The sequence below is a fragment of the Streptomyces sp. Tu 2975 genome (assembly GCF_009832925.1).
Taxonomy (GTDB): Bacteria; Actinomycetota; Actinomycetes; order Streptomycetales; family Streptomycetaceae; genus Streptomyces.
In genome coordinates this window covers 5,608,751-5,626,618 of record NZ_CP047140.1, presented here as the reverse complement: position 1 = coordinate 5,626,618, position 17,868 = coordinate 5,608,751, and the positions used below count along the sequence as shown (strand labels likewise).

Below are 17,868 nucleotides of genomic sequence, written 5' to 3'. Positions count from 1 at the left end.
GCAGACACCGGGGCACATCAAGCCCCGCCGGCGATTGAGGCGCGGGGTCCGGGGCAGCGCCCCGGCGCACCGCACGGGACCGCCGCACCCAACGCGCCCGGTCAGGCCCCGGCCCGGCCCACAGCGCACGGGGCCGTCGCACCACACGGTCCCGGCCACGGAACGCGCCCCCTGATCGGCGCGCTCCGCGCCCCCGTCGCGAGCCGGAGCAACGCCCTGCATGCCGGCGCCTGGTGGCTTTGGGCGCTCGGGCTGGCCGTCGCCGCCTCGCGGACGACGAACCCCCTCATCCTCGGGCTGCTCGTCGGCGTCGCCGGCTACGTCGTGGCCGCCCGCCGTACCGACGCGCCGTGGGCCCGCTCCTACGGCGCCTTCGTCAAGCTCGGGCTGCTCGTCATCGGCGTACGCGTCGTATTCTCCGTCGCCCTCGGCTCCCCCATCGCCGGTACGCACGTGCTGTTCACGCTCCCCGAGGTGCCGATGCCCGGCTGGGCGGACGGCGTGCGGATCGGCGGGCGGGTGTTCGCCGAGCAGATCGTGTTCGCGCTGTACGACGGCGCGAAGCTCGCGGCCCTGCTCATCTGCGTCGGCGCCGCCAACGCGCTCGCCAACCCCGCTCGGCTCCTCAAGTCGCTGCCGGGCGCGCTGTACGAGGCCGGTGTCGCGGTCGTCGTCGCCATGACTTTCGCGCCGAACATGGTCGCGGACGTCCTCAGGCTGCGCACCGCCCGCCGCCTGCGGGGCCGACCGACCGGCGGTGTGCGGGCCGTCGCCCAGATCGGGCTGCCGGTCCTGGAGGGCGCGCTGGAGCGGTCCGTCGCGGTCGCCGCCTCCATGGACGCCCGCGGGTACGGCCGCACCGCCCAGGTGCCGCCCGCCGTGCGGCACACCACGACGGCGCTCACCCTCGGCGGGCTGCTCGGGGTGTGCGCCGGATCGTACGGGCTGCTCGCCGCGGAGGGCGCACGCTACGGCGTACCGCTGCTGCTCGCCGGGCTGGCCGCGGCGGCCGGTGGCCTGTGGCTGGGCGGCCGGCGTTCGGTCCGAAGCCGCTACCGCCCTGACCGGTGGGGTGCGCGGTCCTGGCTGGTGGCCGGTTCCGGCGCGGCCGTCGCCGCGCTGATGGTCCGGGCGGCGACCGTACCGGGCAGCGAGGCGCTGCACCCCGGCGTCGTACCGCTGACGGCACCAGAACTGCCGCTGTGGCCCGCACTGTCCGTGCTGATCGGCCTGCTTCCGGCGTTCGTCGCGCCGGTCCCCGCAGGAGCCGTCCCCGTAGGAGCCAAGGAGTCGTCCAGGTGATCCGCTTCGAGAACGTCTCCGTGACGTACGAGGGCGCTGCCGCGCCGACGCTGGAGAACATCGACCTCACCGTCCCGGAAGGTGAACTCGTCCTGCTCGTCGGCCCGTCCGGCGTGGGCAAGTCGACCCTGCTCGGCGCGGTGTCCGGGCTCGTCCCGCACTTCACGGGCGGGACGCTGCGCGGCCGGGTCACGGTCTGTGGCAGGGACACCCGCACCCACAAGCCGCGCGAACTCGCGGACGTGGTCGGCACGGTGGGCCAGGACCCGCTCGCCCATTTCGTCACCGACACGGTCGAGGACGAACTCGCGTACGGCATGGAGTCGTTGGGCCTCGCCCCCGGCGTGATGCGGCGGCGGGTCGAGGAGACGCTCGACCTGCTGGGTCTGGTGGAATTGCGCGACCGGCCCATCGCGACGCTGTCCGGCGGCCAGCAGCAGCGTGTGGCGATCGGCTCGGTGCTGACCACGCACCCGAAGGTCCTCGTGCTCGACGAGCCGACGTCGGCGCTGGACCCGGCGGCGGCGGAAGAGGTCCTCGCTGTGCTGCAACGCCTCGTCCACGACCTGGGCACGACGGTGCTGATGGCGGAACACCGCCTGGAGCGGGTCGTCCAGTACGCGGACCGGGTGGTGCTCCTGCCCGCGCCCGGGGCCGCGCCGGTCGTCGGCGATCCGGCCACGGTGATGGCCGACTCGCCGGTCCGCCCACCGGTGGTGACGCTGGCGCGCCTCGCGGGCTGGTCCCCCGTCCCCCTGTCGGTCCGCGACGCCCGCCGCCGGGCGGACGCGCTGCGTGACCGCCTGGCGGCCGTGGGAAGCGCCCCCGGCAACGTTGATTTCGCGCAGCGAAATTCAGCCCGTCCGGCGATTGAGGACACCGCGCGAAGCGCGGTACCGGGTCCGGGCGGAGCCCGGTTCGGGAAGGGGCGGGTAGGGGAACGAGCCCCGCGCAGCGGCCCCGCCCGCCACCGTCTCCTCGCCCGCCTCCTCCGCACCTCCCCACCCCCCGCGGCCTCGACACCGGAGGCCACCCACCTCGTCGCCACCACCACCGCGCTCGCCGTCCGCCGCGCCCGCGTCGAGGCGCTCCGGCGGGTCGACCTGGCCGTCGCCCCCGGCGAGACCGTCGCCCTGATGGGCCGCAACGGCGCCGGCAAGTCGACCCTGCTCAACGCCCTCGTCGGCATGGTCGAACCGACGGCGGGGACGGTCACGGTCGGCGGCCGCACTCCCCACCGCACGGACCCGCGCGAGCTGATCCGGCAGGTCGGGCTCGTACCGCAGGAGCCCCGCGACCTGCTCTACGCGGACACGGTGGCCGCCGAATGCGCGGCCGCCGACTCGGACGCGGACGCGGCCCCCGGCACCTGCCGGGCACTGGTCACCGAGCTGCTGCCGGGCGTGCCCGACACGACGCACCCCCGTGACCTCTCGGAGGGGCAGCGTCTGGCGCTCGCGCTGGCGATCGTGCTCACCGGCCGCCCTCCGCTGCTGCTCCTCGACGAGCCGACCCGTGGACTGGACTACGCGGCGAAGAGCCGGCTGGTGGCCGTGCTGAGGGGTCTGGCCGAGGACGGGCACGCGATCGTCCTGGCGACCCATGACGTGGAGCTGGCGGCCGAACTGGCGCACCGGGTGGTGATCCTGGCGGGCGGCGAGGTCGTCGCGGACGGGCCGACGGCGGAAGTCGTGGTCTCCTCGCCCGCCTTCGCACCGCAGGTCTCCAAGATCCTCGCGCCGCAGCCGTGGCTGACCGTCTCCCAGGTCGAGGCGGCCCTGGAGGGAGCCCCGTGAGCACCCCCGTCCCGCCCACGGCCGATGTCCCGCCCACGCCACGGGCCACCCGTCCCGTCCGCCTCGGCCCTCGTTCGATCTCCGCGCTCGTCCTGATCAGCGCGATCGGCGTGGTCTTCTTCGGCTGGCCGCTGCTCGCCGGGGAGAGCTCCGGGCTCGCGGCGCACTCCGGCGACGCGCCATGGCTCTTCGGCGCGCTGCTCCCGCTCCTCGTCGCCGTCGTCGTCGCGACGATCGCCGACAGCGGCATGGACGCGAAGGCCGTGGCGATGCTCGGGGTGCTGGCCGCGGTCGGGGCGGCGCTGAGACCGCTCGGTGCGGGGACGGCCGGACTGGAGCCGATGTTCTTCCTGATGGTGCTGAGCGGCCGGGTCCTCGGTCCCGGTTTCGGGTTCGTGCTCGGCGCCGTCACCATGTTCGCGTCCGCGCTGCTGACGGGCGGCGTAGGGCCGTGGATGCCGTTCCAGATGCTGTCCATGGGCTGGTTCACGATGGGCGCGGGCCTGCTGCCGGGCCCGGAGAGGCTGCGGGGGCGGGCGGAGCTGCTGATGCTCGCCGCGTACGGGGCGCTCGCGGCGTTCGCGTACGGCACGGTCATGAACCTGTACGGCTGGACGATCATCAGCGGCATGTCGTCCGGCATCTCGTTCCACGCCGGTGATCCGGTGCAGGAGAACCTGGTCCGTTTCCTCGCGTACTGCGCGGCCACGTCCCTCGGCTGGGACCTCGGCCGAGCGCTGCTCACGGTGGTGCTGACGTTCACCCTCGGCGCGACGCTTCTGAAGGCGCTGCGGCGGGCGACACGGCGGGCGGCGTTCGAGGCGCGGGCCACGTTCGAGTCCCCCGGCGGCGCTCCCCGCCCGTGAGCCGCCCGTGTGCCGCGCCTGAGCCGCGCCTGAGCACCGCCGGTACGGCCCTGGGGTCAGGCCCGGGGCCGTACCGCAGACCGACCCCGCAGCCCTGCCGCGGGCCCGCGCGGCAGCCGAGCCCCACGGCCGGCCCCGCGACCCGCGCCGGCGAACCCGGGCTTCAGATCCGCTGGATGATCGTGCCGGTCGCCTGCGCGCCACCCGCGCACATGGCGATCAGCGCGAACTCCTTGTCCTGGCGTTCCAGTTCGTGGAGCGCCGTGGTGATGAGCCGGGCGCCCGTCGCGCCGACCGGGTGCCCGAGCGCGATGCCGCCGCCGTTGACGTTGACCTTGTCGAGATCCTGGTCGAAGACCTGCGCCCAGCTGAGCACCACGGACGCGAACGCCTCGTTGATCTCGATGACGTCGATGTCCTTGAGCGACATGCCGGCCCGGCCCAGCACCGCCCGTGTGGCGTCGATCGGGCCGTCGAGGTGGTAGTGCGGGTCGGCGCCGACGAGTGCCTGCGCGACGATACGGGCCCGTGGCTTCAGTTTGAGCGCCCGCGCCATGCGCTTGGACGCCCACATGAGGGCGGCCGCGCCGTCCGATATCTGTGACGAGTTCCCGGCCGTGTGCACGGCGGTCGGCATGACCGGTTTCAGACCCGCGAGCGCCTCCGCCGACGTGTCGCGCAGTCCTTCGTCCCGGTCGACGAGCCGCCACATCCCTTGTCCCGCCGCCTGTTCCTCCTCCGTGGTCGGCACCTGCACGGCGTACGTCTCGCGTTTGAAGCGCTCCTCGCTCCACGCGATCGCCGCCCGCTGCTGGGACAGCAGTCCGAGGCGGTCCACGTCCTCCCGCGTCAGTCCGCGGCGGCGGGCGATGCGTTCGGCGGCCTCGAACTGGTTGGGGAGGTCGACGTTCCACTCGTCGGGGAAGGGCTTGCCGGGGCCGTGCTTGGACCCGCTGCCGAGCGGCACCCGCGACATCGCCTCGACGCCGCAGCTGATGCCGATGTCGATGACCCCGGCCGAGATCATGTTGGCGACCATGTGGCTCGCCTGCTGCGAGGAGCCGCACTGGCAGTCGACGGTGGTGGCCGCCGTCTCGTACGGCAGGCCGACGGTGAGCCAGGCGGTGCGCGCGGGGTTCATGGACTGCTCGCCGGCGTGGGTGACAGTGCCGCCGACGATCTGCTCGACGCAGTCGGCGTGGATGCCGGTGCGTGCGAGGAGTTCCCGGTAGGTCTCGCCGAGCAGGTAGGCGGGATGGAGGTTGGCGAGGAGTCCTCCCCGCTTGCCGATGGGGGTGCGTACGGCTTCGACGATGACGGGTTCCGCGGCCATGAGCTCGTCCTCTCCTCGCGGCCGTCCGGGCGTCCCGGCGCCCTTCAGGGCCGAACTCTCGAAACTCTGGAACTGTCGGACTCTCGAACCAGTGAACTGGTACGCGTTCTAGTTCTGCAAGAAGTCTTATGAGTGCTACCGCCGGTACGCAAGGGTCTTGCACGCCTCTTACTGCGACCCGCGCAGGCAACAGTTCCGACCGTGAGCCTTGCTACTTGTAGAACTCGTTATTACCTTTCGGCCACTTCCTGATGGCCCATCAGACCGTCAGGCCGCGACCCGAAGCTGAAGCGGGAGCTGCCGATGTCCTGCCCCCACCTGCCCCCAGGGTTCGACTTCACCGACCCCGACCTCCTCCAGGCCCGCGTCCCCCACCCCGAGTTCGCCGAGATGCGGCGCACCGCGCCCGTCTGGTGGTGCGAACAGCCCGCCGGCATCTCCGGCTTCGACGACGAGGGCTACTGGGTCGTCACCCGGCACGCGGACGTGCGGCACGTCTCCACACACCCGGAGCTCTTCTCCTCCTGGACCAACACGGCCGTCATCCGCTTCAACGAGTCCATCAGCCGTGACCAGATCGAGGTCCAGAAGCTGATCATGCTGAACATGGACCCGCCCGAGCACACCAGGGTCCGCCAGATCGTCCAGCGCGGCTTCACCCCGCGCGCCGTGCGCTCCCTGGAGGCCGCGCTGCGCCGCCGGGCGCGCTCGATCGTGGAGACGGCGCGGAGCGGTGCGAAGCCGGACGGCAGCTTCGACTTCGTCACGAACATCGCCGTGGAGCTCCCCCTCCAGGCCATCGCCGAACTCATCGGTGTCCCGCAGGAGGACCGGTCCAAGATCTTCGACTGGTCCAACAAGATGGCCGCGTACGACGACCCCGAGTACGCCATCACGGAGGAGGTCGGCACGGAGGCGGCGATGGAGATCGTCTCGTACGCGATGAACCTCGCGGCGGCGCGCAAGGAGTGCCCGGCCGAGGACATCGTCAGCCGGCTCGTCGCCGCGGAGGGCGAAGGCAACCTGTCCTCCGACGAGTTCGGCTTCTTCGTCATCCTGCTCGCGGTGGCCGGGAACGAGACCACGCGCAACGCGATCAGCCACGGGATGCACGCCTTCCTGACCCACCCGGAGCAGTGGGAGCTCTACAAGCGGCTGCGCCCCTACACGACGGCGGAGGAGATCGTGCGCTGGGCGACACCCGTGGTCTCCTTCCAGCGCACCGCGACCCAGGACGTCGTCCTGGGCGGCGCCCGCATCAAGAAGGGCGACCGCGTCGGCCTCTTCTACTCCTCCGCCAACAACGACCCCGCGGTCTTCGACCACCCGGAACGCTTCGACATCACCCGCGACCCCAACCCCCACCTGGGCTTCGGCGGCGGCGGTCCGCACTTCTGCCTGGGCAAGTCCCTGGCCGTCATGGAGATCAACCTGATCTTCGACGCGATAGCCGACACCCTCCCGGACCTCCGCCTGGCCGGCGACCCGCGCCGGCTGCGCTCGGCGTGGCTGAACGGCATAAAGGAACTCCAGGTCACGACCGGCGCCGCCGACCCGCACGACTGTGACGGCGGCCCGCCCGGTTAGGTATGCCCGACCGGGTCCGCCCAGCGGTCCGGCGCCGACCTCGGCCGCCTCTTGAACAGGTTCGAAACTGGTGTCGTGCGAGTGATCCCGCCTGCTACTGTCGCCCTGCTCGCGCAGGGACGAGCGGCGACTCCGTGAACGCCCCCTCTGCGCCGAGCGCCCTGGGGAGGGACTTCTTTCGTGATTCGTCCGCTGAACAAGCGGGCCGGGCGCCGTCGGCGCGCGCTCGGCCGTACCGCTCTCACCGTCGCACTCGCCGTCACCGCCGGAGTCGGCGCCACCTCGGGGACGGCCGTCGCCGAGGTACCCGGCGCATCCGCCGATCCCGTCGTCATCAGCCCGGGAGCACGCTTCGTGCCCCGCGCCACCATCGTCCTGAACGCCGGCGAGACCGGCTTCCTCGCCGCCCAGGAGGGCGACGACCGTTTGCGCTGGATCGACTACGCCACCGGCGCGGCCACCGTCCTCGAGCACCGGCTGCCCAAGCCACTCGCCTACGACGTGGACGACTTCCGTTTCGCCGAGTACCCGGGCGAATTCGGCCACGGCTCCGACACCGTGGCCCTCCACGGGCAGTCCCCGGCACCGCACGTGACGCTCCAGCAGCGGGCCGGCGGCGGACCGTCGGTCACGATCCCGATCCCGCAGGGCCAGTCGTACGTCGCGACCTACGGCGACACCGTCATCACCCGGACCGGTGCGGAGAACGCCGAGACGAGCCTGCACCTGCTGCGCGTGGAGAACGGCGAGGTGCGGGACCAGAAACTGGAGGGTCTGCCGGAGGGGTGGAACCTCACCATCAGCGAAGGCGACACCCGGTCCGTCGCCGTCCGCGCGATCAAGTGGGAGGACACCACGATGTCCCAGGGGTGGTGGGTCGTCGACCTCGCCACCGGGAACGTGAAGACGCTCTCCACGCATGGAGAGAGCGTCTCCTTCGACCGCGACACCGTCTTCCACCTCGGCGCCCCGGAGCCCTACGCCGCCCAGGTGTACCGCCGGGACGACCTGGACGCGGAGCCGGCCACCCTCGACCTGCGGAACATCTCCTACGACGACACCGTCCGGCCCTTCGCCGGCGGCCTCGTCACCGTGTCCCGGCCGAACCCGGGCGACAACGAGTACCGGGGCAGCGAGCTGTCCCTGCGCGACCTCGACGGGAGCCGCCTGACGTCCCTGCTGGCCGTCGCCTCCACCTCCCTGCACCGCACGCCCGACGGCTCGCTCCTGGTGGCCGGCGCGGAGAAGAACACCGCCTACGGCGCGCTCGACTGGGGGTACCACCTCTTCACGCCCGCCGCGGACGGCACCGTCACCCGCAAGCGCGTCGCGGACATCGAGGACCGGGAGGCCGACCCGGCCGGCATCTCGCTGGGCAGCGGCATTCTCACCACGGCCGACGACTCGAAGCTCTTCATGCCGCACACCTACGTCGGCGGCTACCGGAGCACCTGGCTGAAGACCTCCGGCCGCCCCGAGGAGCTGAACTCGACCGTCGACGGCCTCGTGGCGGGCCGCGACAGCGACTGCGGCGACGCGGAGAACGGCTACTGCGTGACCATGTTCGCGAGCGGTGACGGACACCACGGCCGCAAGGCCGGAACCGAGCAGGACGTCACCATGCTCTACGGGAACGGCAACGCCGCCTGGGGGCCGCGGGTGACCTCCGGGCTCGGCAGTCCGGAAGTCGTCGACCTTTCGGGCCGGTTCGGCGTGGTGGACCAGGCATGGGGCGGCCAGCAGGCGGTCCTGCACTTCCGGGACGGCGACACCGGCCGCGTGCTCCAGAAGCGGGAGCCGGTCGCGGCCTCCGTCTGGGGCAACACCCTGTGGAGCGCCGACGGCGGCTGGGACGACACCGGCCAGGGCGTCCCGACCACGGTGGCGGCGAAGAACCTGTCGACGGGTGCCGCCGGTGAGACCTTCGACGCGGGGTGCGTCCCCCGCGAGCTCCAGGCCGTGGGGCGCTGGGTGTACTGGCAGTGCGACGACTCCTGGCCCAACTACAGGGGCGGCGGTGTCCACGACCGGCAGGAGAAGCGCTCCCTGCGGCTCGGGGCCGACGAGACGCTGCTCGGCGACGGCTACCTGGTCCGCCGCTCGGACACGGCCGGCCTCACCCTCGTCGACCTGCAAGGCGGACTCCCGGCCGGCGGCACGGCGGCGGACCTGCCCCAGCGGGTGATCGTCACCGCGGCGGAACTGGGCGACCGGACCGGACGCCGGTCCGGGTGGACGGTGGACCGCTTCGGCGGCCACGTCGCCTACACGGGCGAGGACCGGCGGGTGCGGATCGTCCCGTCGGGCGTTCCCGCCTCCCGGATCGCCGTCATCGACGCCGACATCCCGGCCGCCGACATCGCGGCCGGGGCCTGGAAGCCGCGGTGGTGGCTGTCGAAGCCGGGTGCCTCCTGGTCGCTGGTGCTGAAGCACAAGGCCACCGGGAAGGTCGTGCGGACCTTGACCGGGGGCGAGGCCCGTGGTCTCGTCGCGCCGTCGTGGGACTGGAAGGACGCGAGCGGGAAGCTCGTGGTCAACGGCGCCCACACCTGGAGCCTGGCCGTCAAGCCGGCCGACGGACAGGGGGCCGACCTCGCGGCGTCCGGGACCGTGGCCGTGAGCGGTGCTGCCCCGGTGTGGCGGGACATGACCGGCGACGACGGATTCGGTGACCTGCTGGTGACGGACTCCGCCGGGGCCGTATCGCTGTACCGGGGAACGGGTACGGGCGGGCTGTCCTCCCGTGTCGCCGGATCCGGCGACACGTTCCCCGCCAACTCCGTACTCGTACCCTTCGGGGACGTGAACGGCGACCGGTGCGGGGACGTACTCGTGCGGGTCGGCGACCAGCTGCGGGCCTATCGGCCCGGGTGCGGAAAGATCGTCACCGCTTCGTCGCCCTACACGCTGATCGGGTCCGGCTGGGGGCAGTACGACCAGCTGACGTCGTCCGGCGATGTCAACGGGGACGGGTTCGTGGACCTGGTCGCCCGTCAGGCATCCACCGGTGACATGTACTTCTACGCCGGTACGGCCGATCACCGGCTGAAGTCACGGGTGCGGATCGGGACCAACTGGAAGCTGTACAAGCGGATCGTCGGGGCGGGGGACCTGAACGGGGACGGGCGTGGCGACCTGCTCGGGGCGGACTCCGCCGGTGTGCTGTGGCGCTACTACGGGACCTCCACCGGCGGAGTGACGCCGCGGGTGCGGGTCGGCGGCGGGTGGAACGTCTATTCGGCTCTCGTCGGGACCGGTGACCTGTCCGGCGACGGACGCGCCGATCTGCTGGCTCGGGACACGAATGGGAAGCTGTGGCGGTACGCCTCCACGGGTGCCGGTACGTACGGCGGCCGGGTGTTGATCGGCACCGGTGGCTGGAACGGATTCAAGGGCCTGTTCTGACGCCGAACTGAGAGGAGTGTGCCGTCGGCGCGGTCCCTGCGTAGACGGCGCACTCCGTTCAGGGGGCCGGCCCCTGCGCCCAGCGGCCGTGCGGCGCCATCATGTCGATGCGAACGCGTACGTCCGCGGGCTCTACCCCTTCGGAGCCAGCGTGGCCACCGCGTACGTCGCGGCCTCGGCGATGAGGGTCTGGTCGTAGGCGGCGTCCTCGGTGGCCTTGCTGGACATGATCGAGATGACGAGCGGCGCGGACTTCGGGGGCCATACGACGGCGATGTCGTTGAGCGTGCCGTAGGAGCCCGTCCCGGTCTTGTCGGCCACGGTCCAGCCCTTCGGCACACCCGCCCGGACCCGCGCGGCGCCGGCGCCGGTGGCATTGCGCTCCAGCAGGTCACGGAGGAAGGCGCGTTTCGCCGGCGGCAGGGCGTCACCCAGCACGATCTTCCGGTAGTCGGAGCCGAACGCCCGGGGGGACGTGGTGTCGCGGGGATCGCCCGGCGTGGCCTCCGTGATCAGCGGCTCGATCCGGTCCATGCGGGTGACCGTGTCGCCCAGGCCGCGTGCGTACGCGGTCAGCTCGGCCGGGCCGCCGAGGTCACGGAGCAGCAGGTTGCCCGCGGTGCCGTCGCTGTAGCGGACCGCCGCGTCGCAGAGCTGCCGGATCGTCATACCGGTGGAGACGTGGCGCGGCGTGACGGCCGCGTTCTCCAGGAGGTCCGCCTCGGTGTACCTGACGAGCGTGTCCAGGTGCGACAGCGGGTTCCGGTCCAGCACGGCGGCTGCCGCGAGGCCCTTGAACGTGGAGCAGAACGCGAACCGTTCGTCGGCCCGGTGGGCGATGACCTCGCCGGTGCCGGTGGCGAGGGCGTACACGCCCAGGCGTGCGTCGTACGTGCGCTCCAACTCTGCCAGCCGTTCGTGGCGTTCCGCAGGCGACGGAGAGGCGGGAGCGGAGGAGGTGGCCGCGGACGGATCAGCGGGCACCGGCTTGCTCTTGGCGCATCCGGCCAGCGGTAACAGCGCCGCCGCTCCGAGCAGGGCGCGGCGCGTGACGGCCGGTCCCGATGACGTCATGACGCCCGGAGTTCCCCCCTGGCCGCCGCCGCGACGAACGCGGCGAACGCGCCCCGTGAGACGTGGAGCGCGGGGCGGTGGATGTCCTTGGAGTCACGCACGGCGACACCGTGGGAGACGTCGGCGCACTCGACGCACTCGCCGCCCTTGTCGTCGCTGTAACTCGACCTCTGCCAGGCGGCGCTGCCGAGGGGCGCGCACTCGACGCATGAGCCGCCCTGGTCGCCGCTGTAGGTGGACTTACGCCACTCCGTCGTGCTCCCCATGGTGCTCCTCCATGATGTCCCGGATCAGCTGCGCCGATTCCTTGATGGAGAGGGCAGCGGCCTGTAGGTGATCGTAACGGAGCGAACAGTCCCTGACCGTGTCCGGGTTGGCGGTGGGATGGCCCGCCCCGTAGCCCTCCGTATAAAGGATGGACGGATCACTCGTGAAGCGGAACAGATCGAATGAGCCTTGCAATCCGGCGTGGACACCGGCCTTGAACGGCAGCACCTGGATGTTCACTCGGGGGTCGTCCGCGTAGCACAACAGGTGTCGCAGTTGAGTTCGCATCACATCCGGGCCGCCGATCTCCTGTCGTAGCGCGGCCTCGCTCAGGATTGCCCATAGAACAGGCGGCACCTGCTTCTCAAGAATGCTCTGACGTGCAAGACGAACCGTCGTGCGGTCGTCCAGGTTGGCCACATCCATCGCCCCCAGTACCGCACGGGCATAGCCCCGCGTCTGCAACAGTCCATGCACCAAGTGCGTGTGAAAGGCGCAGATCTCCGTCGCCCGCGCCTCCAGCTCCGCGACCTGCTGGAACCAGGCCGGAAGTTGACTGCGCAGCACGAGACCCAGCAGCCGCGACAACAGCCCGCCCGTGCCCAGCGCCGCGTCCACGCGTTCGCTGAACTCCGCCGTGGGCAGCTTCCGCGCCGTCTCGACCTGCCCCACCAGCGAGCCCGTGTAGCTCACGATCGCGCCGAGCTGCTTCTGCGTCAGGCCCGCCGTCTCGCGGTGTCTGCGCAGCTCGTAGCCGTAGTAGTCGAGCGGCGACGCGCCCGGGTCGAGGGCATTGATGTGGCGGACGTCGGACATGGCGTGGCCCCCTCGCTCAACTGCCGCAACGGCACAGCACGTTGCGTACGTTCGGTAGCCGAGCGTAGTCACCGCAGGCCACGCTCGTGCCGTGAACGAAGAGATTCCCCAGTACGGTATGCGCTTCACCGCAGGCGCCCACTCCGCCCGGCACATCCGGCGGATCGTCCGCTGTTATCTGATCCTCTGGAAGCTGCGGGAGCTGACCGAGTCCGTCGAGCTGGCGGTGACCGAGCTGTTGGCCAACGTCGTGCGCCATGTGCCCGGCGGGCGGTGCGGGTTGCTGATCCTGCGGCATCCGCAGGGCGTCCGGGTGGAAGTGTCGGACGGCTGCGGGCAGTTGCCCGTGCCGCAGCAGGCCGGGCCGGAGGACGAGTCCGGGCGGGGCCTCGCGCTGCTGGAGGCCGTCGTCGACACCTGGGGTGTGGACAGCCGGGGCGGAACCGGCAAGACGGTCTGGTTCGAGGTCGCCCAAGTGGCGGAACGCGCCGACCTGGCGGACGATGGCTGAACGCGGCGATCCACACCCCGGGGGGTACGGGTCGAGGCCCGTACCCCCCGGGGTTCACGCGCGTGCGGCGGCGGTCTCCTTCTCGTCCGCGTCGTCGGACGACCTCGCCGACGGCACGGACTTCGCCGGCACCAGCAGCTTTCTGCGGCCCGCCAGTACGTACGTCAGTCCGAAGCCCGCTCCGACCACCGCCGCGCCGCCCGCGGCGTCGAGGACCCAGTGGTTGGCGGTGGCCACGATCGCGCAGACCGTGAACAGCGGGTGCAGCAGCCCCAGCAGTTTCATCCACAGCCTGGGAGCGAGTACCAGCACGACCAGTCCGCACCACAGCGACCAGCCGAAGTGCAGGGACGGCATCGCCGCGTACTGGTTGGTGACGGCGGTCATCGCACCGTAGTCCGGGTTGGCGAGGTCCTGCGGGCCGTGGACGGTGTCGATGAAACCCATGCCGGGCATCAGCCGGGGCGGGGCCAGCGGGTAGAGCCAGAACCCGAGGAGTGCGAGCACCGTCGCGAAGGCGAGCGAGGCGCGGGCCCAGCGGTAGTCGGAGGGCCGGCGGACGTAGAGGACGCCGAGGATCGCGAGCGGGACCACGAAGTGGAACGACGTGTAATAGAAGTTGAAGAAGGCTTCGAGCCATTCGGTCCGCACCACCGCCTGGTTGACCCAATGCTCGATGTCGATGCCGAGCGCGCCCTCCGCCACGTGGATCTGCCGGGCGTGTTCCTCCGCCGCGCCGACACTGCCGGTCGCGGCGGCCCGGATGTGCGAGTAGACCGAGTAGCCGACGCGGATGACGAGCAGTTCGAGCAGCAGGTTCGGGCGGCTGAGGACGCGCCGCCAGAACGGCAACAGCGGTACGCGGGCCCAGCGGGCCGGGGCGGCTGCCGCGTACTCGGTGGGGACGGGGCGGCGGAAGTACGGCGAGTCGAGCCTCAGGAACGGCACGGCGCACGCCGCGGCCAACGCCGCGACGAGGAGCGCGTTCTCCCGTACCGGGTGGAGCACCGTGAGGTTCGGCAGCAGCATGTTGCCCGGCAGCGTGACCGCGAGGACGACGAGCACGGGCCACAGCATTCGGTCGGAGGCCCGCCGGCCGACGCGGCCGACGACGGCGAGCAGCACCCACAGGACCTGGTGCTGCCAGGCGGTCGGTGAGACAGCGACGGCGACGCAGCCGGTGAGGGCGACGGCGAGCAGCAACTGGCCGTCGTGCGCGTAGCGGACGGCACGCCGCAGCCCGAAGAGGACGACGGCCGCCGCGAGGAGCAGGTACACGGCGATCTCGAGCGGGCCCTCGAGGCCGAAGCGGAGCAGAGCGCCGTGTAGGGACTGGTTGGCGAGGCTGTCAGGACTCTCACCGAGACCGGCGCCCGCGACGTGGTGCACCCAGTACGCCCACGAGTCGCCGGGCATCGCCGCCCAGGCGAGGGCGGTCAGGGCGGCGAAGGTGCCGGTGGAGGCCGCCGCGGCCCGGCGGCGGCCGGTGAACCACAGCAGGGGTGCGAAGAGCAGGACGGTCGGCTGGAGGGCGGCGCCGACGCCGATGAGCAGGCCCGCCGGTCTCTCGCCGCGCGCCACGAGGCAGCCGAGGAGGACGAGCAGCACCGGGATGATGCTGGTCTGGCCGAGGTGGAAGCTGTTGCGAACCGGGAGCGACAGCATCAGCAGGCTGATGGCGACCGGCGCGGCCAGCAGCGTGCTGCGGCGGGAGACGGGGATCGGCAGGGCGCGCGCCGCGACCAGGCCGAGGAGCACCACGAGCAGCAGCGTGCCGAACGTCCAGGCGACGCCGAGACTCTGCTCCGCCGATCTGGCGAGCGGCTTGAGCACCAGCCCGGCGAACGGGGTACCGGTGAACCGGCCCTCGTCGTAGAGGGAGCCGGGGACGTGCAGTACGCCGTTCTCGCCGATCCACGTCCCCAGGTCGGTGAGCCGCTCACCGGGCGGGCTGGTCAGGACGGCCGCCGTCTGCCGTACGGCGAGCACGGCCGCGAAGAGCCACAACGCTGCCCTGGCCGCTCCGATCCTCGAATCCGCCGTCGCACTCCCGGGCACGCTGCGTTCCGCGTTCGCCACGTCGCGCCGAGCCTCCCACCGTTTCTGTCGTTCTGGTGTGTGCTGTTCTGGTGTCCACGGAGCGTCCGTAGAGCGTGGCACTGCCCCGTGAAGAAGACCTACGCAACCGCCTGTTCGCCTGACTGTCACCCCGTTATGGCCGAATTCCTCTCGGCCACCGACCGCCGGATCGCCGCCGGACCACCGACCACCCGACGTCGGCCTCAGGAACGGCACCGGGCGTCGCCGGATCGTTGCGGAACAGAGTCGTCCGGGGCGGAACCGATGATGTTCATGGTGCCGTCACAGACGGTATGCGGGGGAACATACAAGAATTCGGGGTACGCGCGCGCCTGCTGACGGTGCTGCTGGCGGTACTCGTGCTGCAACTCGGATCGCTGATCAGCCCGGCCTACGCCTGTGGCTGCGGGGCGATGGTGGTGGACCGGAACGCGGAGTTCTCCGTCGCCCGGGAGTCGTCGGTGATCGACTGGGACGGCCGCACGGAACAGATCGTCATGCGCTTCACGGTCGACTCGGACGCGCCGGAAGCGGCGTGGATCATGCCCGTGCCGAGCCGGGCGGACGTCGAACTCGCGGACAGCGCCCTCTTCGACGAACTGGTCCGGATCGCGGCGCCCGTGCACCGTACGCGCCACTACTTCTGGCCACGGAGCGGCGACTGGCCCTTCGACGACACGGACGGCGCGGGCGCGGGCGCACCGATGCCGGGCGACGCCGCCCCCGGGGTCGGCGTCGTCGGCCGCGAACGGCTCGGCGACTTCGACGTGGCGCGGCTGACCGCGACCGACCCGGACGCCCTCGGCGACTGGCTCGCCGACAACGGCTTCGAACTGCCCAAGGGCCTCGACGAGGACCTGGAACCGTACGTCGACGCGGGCTGGGAGTACGTGGCCGTACGGCTGGCACCGAGCACCGAGGGCACGACGCTCGACGGCACGCTCGACCCGCTGCGGCTGAGCTTCGCCAGCGAGAAGCTCGTCTATCCGATGCGACTGTCCCGGCGCGCGACGACGGCCCAGTCGCTCGGCCTGTTCGTACTCGCGCCGCACCGCATGGAACCGCGCGACACCATCGGCGGCTCCGAACCCGAGGTGACGTACGCGGGGAAGGTCGAGCCGCGCGGCGCGGTGGGCCACCTCACCGGCGGGAAGGAACGCTTCCTCACCGCACTCGACCAGCACTTTCCCGAGCCCGGCCGGATCAACGGCGACCACGAACTGGTGCCCACCGCGCACGACACACCCTTTCGGCGGGTGAACTGGGACGACGAACTGCTGACGGTCGCCGGCGTGCCGGTGTGGTTGCTGACCGTCGGCGGCGGGGCCGCCGTCGTGGCCGTGGCTGCCCTGTCGCTGCTGCGCGTACGGGCGAGCCGCCGCACGCCGACGCCCGGAACGGCCTCGTGAAAGTAGGTTGAACCGTATGACTCAGGATCAATGGCAGGCCGTGGACGGCTACATCAGTGATCTCCTCGTGACGGAGGACGAGGCCCTCACCGAGGCCCTCGCGGCGAGCGGGGCGGCGGGGCTCCCCGCGATCAACGTCGCCCCGAATCAGGGAAAGCTGCTCCATCTGCTGGCGCTGACGCAGGGCGCGCGCACGGCGCTGGAGATCGGCACGCTGGGCGGCTACAGCACGATCTGGCTGGCGCGGGCGCTGCCGGAGGACGGCAGGCTGATCTCCCTCGAGTACGACCCGGCCCACGCGGAGGTGGCCCGCGCGAACATCGCCCGCGCGGGCCTGGCGAAGATCGCCGAGGTCCGCACCGGCGCGGCCCTCGACACCCTGCCGCGCATCGCGGCGGAACCGGGCGCGGGCCCGTTCGACCTGGTCTTCATCGACGCGGACAAGCGCAACAACGCCCGTTACGTGGAGTGGGCACTGCGCCTGACCCAGCCGGGCAGCCTGATCATCGTGGACAACGTGGTGCGCGGCGGGGGCGTCGTCGACACGACGAGCGAGGACCCGTCGATCCTCGGCACACGCGAGATGTTCGAACTTGTCGCCCGCGAGCCGAGGCTGGACGCGACGGCGCTCCAGACGGTGGGCGCGAAGGGGTACGACGGGCTGCTGGTGGCGCGGGTGATCGCGTGACGGTGGGGGGCCGCTGCGCGTGACGACGCGGGTCCGCTGCGCGGGGCTGGTTTCGCGGAGCGAAATCCAGCCCGCCCGGCGATTGAGGGCCCCGCCGAAGGCGGTACGGGTCCGGGCGGAGCCCGTTTTCGGGAAGGGGCGGGTAGGGGAACAGCCCCGCGCAGCGGCCTCCGCACCGCGGTCACGCCCGCCCACGCCGGAACTCCAGCCTCGTCGGCGGCTGGGGCCTCCACAGGACGGAGGCAGCTCGAGCCCGCCGGCGTTTGAGGCGCGAGGGCCCGGGGGCGGAGCCCCCGACTACACCGCGCGGAGCGCGGTAAGGGGCCCGGGGCTGCCCCGATTCGGGAAGGGGCGGGGTGGGGGAAAGCGCCCCGTACGGCAGGATGGCCGCATGAGCATCGTGAAGATCAACGTCCTCACCGTCCCCGACGAGCAGCGCGACGTCCTCGAGAAGCGGTTCGCCTCCCGCGCCGGCGCCGTCGAGAGTTCGGACGGGTTCGAGTGGTTCGAGCTGCTGCGGCCCGTCGAGGGGACGGACCAGTACCTGGTCTACACCCGGTGGCGTGACGAGGCCTCGTTCCAGGCCTGGATGGAGGGGCCGATGAAGGCCGCCCACCAAGGCGGCGGCGCACAAGGCGGTGGCGGCGAGCGTCCCAAGCCCGCCGCCACCGGGTCCACCGTATGGTCGTTCGAGGTCGTGCAGCAGGCCGCGCCCAAGGCGCAGTCCTGACCGAC

General features: G+C 71.9%; 14 protein-coding genes. 9 read left to right on the top strand and 5 right to left on the bottom strand.

The window, feature by feature from the left end; translation table 11 throughout:
• The first annotated feature begins 171 nt into the window (after window positions 1-171).
• From GLX30_RS24930 to GLX30_RS24920, 3 genes are read left to right on the top strand one after another with little or no spacing between them, the layout of a single operon-like run.
• The gene (locus GLX30_RS24930; protein WP_159695236.1) at window positions 172-1,302 is read left to right on the top strand and encodes an energy-coupling factor transporter transmembrane protein EcfT; all 1,131 of its coding nucleotides are present in this window, start codon (window positions 172-174) and stop codon (window positions 1,300-1,302) included.
• The gene (locus GLX30_RS24925; RefSeq protein WP_159692513.1) at window positions 1,299-3,098 is read left to right on the top strand and encodes an ABC transporter ATP-binding protein; all 1,800 of its coding nucleotides are present in this window, start codon (window positions 1,299-1,301) and stop codon (window positions 3,096-3,098) included. Before GLX30_RS24930 ends, GLX30_RS24925 begins: the two co-directional genes overlap by 4 nt.
• A complete protein-coding gene (locus GLX30_RS24920) occupies window positions 3,095-3,964 on the top strand; it encodes an ECF transporter S component (protein WP_159692511.1) in 870 nt (289 codons plus the stop codon). The genes GLX30_RS24925 and GLX30_RS24920 overlap by 4 nt, the downstream gene beginning before the upstream one ends.
• Window positions 3,965-4,127: 163 nt before the next feature.
• Here the strand turns inward: GLX30_RS24920 and GLX30_RS24915 are convergent, their stop codons facing one another.
• On the bottom strand, window positions 4,128-5,297 hold the full coding sequence (locus tag GLX30_RS24915) for a steroid 3-ketoacyl-CoA thiolase (RefSeq protein ID WP_159692509.1): 1,170 nt from the start codon (window positions 5,295-5,297) through the stop codon (window positions 4,128-4,130).
• Between the two features lie 303 nt (window positions 5,298-5,600).
• Here GLX30_RS24915 and GLX30_RS24910 point away from each other — a divergent pair, with 303 nt between their 5' ends.
• Both GLX30_RS24910 and GLX30_RS24905 read left to right on the top strand, forming a co-directional pair.
• The gene (locus GLX30_RS24910) at window positions 5,601-6,884 is read left to right on the top strand and encodes a cytochrome P450 (RefSeq protein WP_159692507.1); all 1,284 of its coding nucleotides are present in this window, start codon (window positions 5,601-5,603) and stop codon (window positions 6,882-6,884) included.
• A gap of 180 nt (window positions 6,885-7,064) precedes the next feature.
• A complete protein-coding gene (locus GLX30_RS24905) occupies window positions 7,065-10,289 on the top strand; it encodes a VCBS repeat-containing protein (protein ID WP_159692505.1) in 3,225 nt (1,074 codons plus the stop codon).
• 132 nt (window positions 10,290-10,421) lie between these two features.
• Here the strand turns inward: GLX30_RS24905 and bla are convergent, their stop codons facing one another.
• From bla to GLX30_RS24890, 3 genes are read right to left on the bottom strand one after another with little or no spacing between them, the layout of a single operon-like run.
• Window positions 10,422-11,363 carry a class A beta-lactamase gene (gene bla / locus GLX30_RS24900; RefSeq protein WP_159692503.1) on the bottom strand — a complete coding sequence of 314 codons (942 nt, stop codon included), beginning with the start codon at window positions 11,361-11,363 and terminating at the stop codon, window positions 10,422-10,424.
• A complete protein-coding gene (locus GLX30_RS24895) occupies window positions 11,360-11,629 on the bottom strand; it encodes a DUF397 domain-containing protein (RefSeq protein ID WP_159692501.1) in 270 nt (89 codons plus the stop codon). The genes bla and GLX30_RS24895 overlap by 4 nt, the downstream gene beginning before the upstream one ends.
• Complete coding sequence (locus GLX30_RS24890; protein WP_159692499.1) at window positions 11,604-12,446, bottom strand: helix-turn-helix transcriptional regulator; 843 nt, start codon at window positions 12,444-12,446, stop codon at window positions 11,604-11,606. The genes GLX30_RS24895 and GLX30_RS24890 overlap by 26 nt, the downstream gene beginning before the upstream one ends.
• Before the next feature lie 91 nt (window positions 12,447-12,537).
• Here GLX30_RS24890 and GLX30_RS24885 point away from each other — a divergent pair, with 91 nt between their 5' ends.
• A complete protein-coding gene (locus GLX30_RS24885; protein WP_159692497.1) occupies window positions 12,538-12,957 on the top strand; it encodes an ATP-binding protein in 420 nt (139 codons plus the stop codon).
• Window positions 12,958-13,011: 54 nt separating this feature from the next.
• On the opposite strand, the gene GLX30_RS24880 is transcribed toward GLX30_RS24885, so the two are convergent.
• On the bottom strand, window positions 13,012-15,036 hold the full coding sequence (locus tag GLX30_RS24880) for a bifunctional glycosyltransferase 87/phosphatase PAP2 family protein (RefSeq protein ID WP_159692495.1): 2,025 nt from the start codon (window positions 15,034-15,036) through the stop codon (window positions 13,012-13,014).
• Between the two features lie 293 nt (window positions 15,037-15,329).
• On the opposite strand from GLX30_RS24880, the gene GLX30_RS24875 reads away from it, so the two are divergent.
• The 3 genes from GLX30_RS24875 (at window position 15,330) to GLX30_RS24865 (ending at window position 17,863) form a co-directional block, all read left to right on the top strand.
• Window positions 15,330-16,445 (top strand): DUF2330 domain-containing protein, encoded by a 1,116-nt coding sequence (locus tag GLX30_RS24875; RefSeq protein ID WP_159692493.1) that lies wholly within the window; start codon window positions 15,330-15,332, stop codon window positions 16,443-16,445.
• Between the two features lie 16 nt (window positions 16,446-16,461).
• Window positions 16,462-17,133 (top strand): O-methyltransferase, encoded by a 672-nt coding sequence (locus tag GLX30_RS24870; RefSeq protein ID WP_159692491.1) that lies wholly within the window; start codon window positions 16,462-16,464, stop codon window positions 17,131-17,133.
• A 391-nt stretch (window positions 17,134-17,524) separates the two neighbouring features.
• Window positions 17,525-17,863 carry an antibiotic biosynthesis monooxygenase gene (locus GLX30_RS24865; protein ID WP_159692489.1) on the top strand — a complete coding sequence of 113 codons (339 nt, stop codon included), beginning with the start codon at window positions 17,525-17,527 and terminating at the stop codon, window positions 17,861-17,863.
• Window positions 17,864-17,868 lie beyond the last annotated feature (5 nt).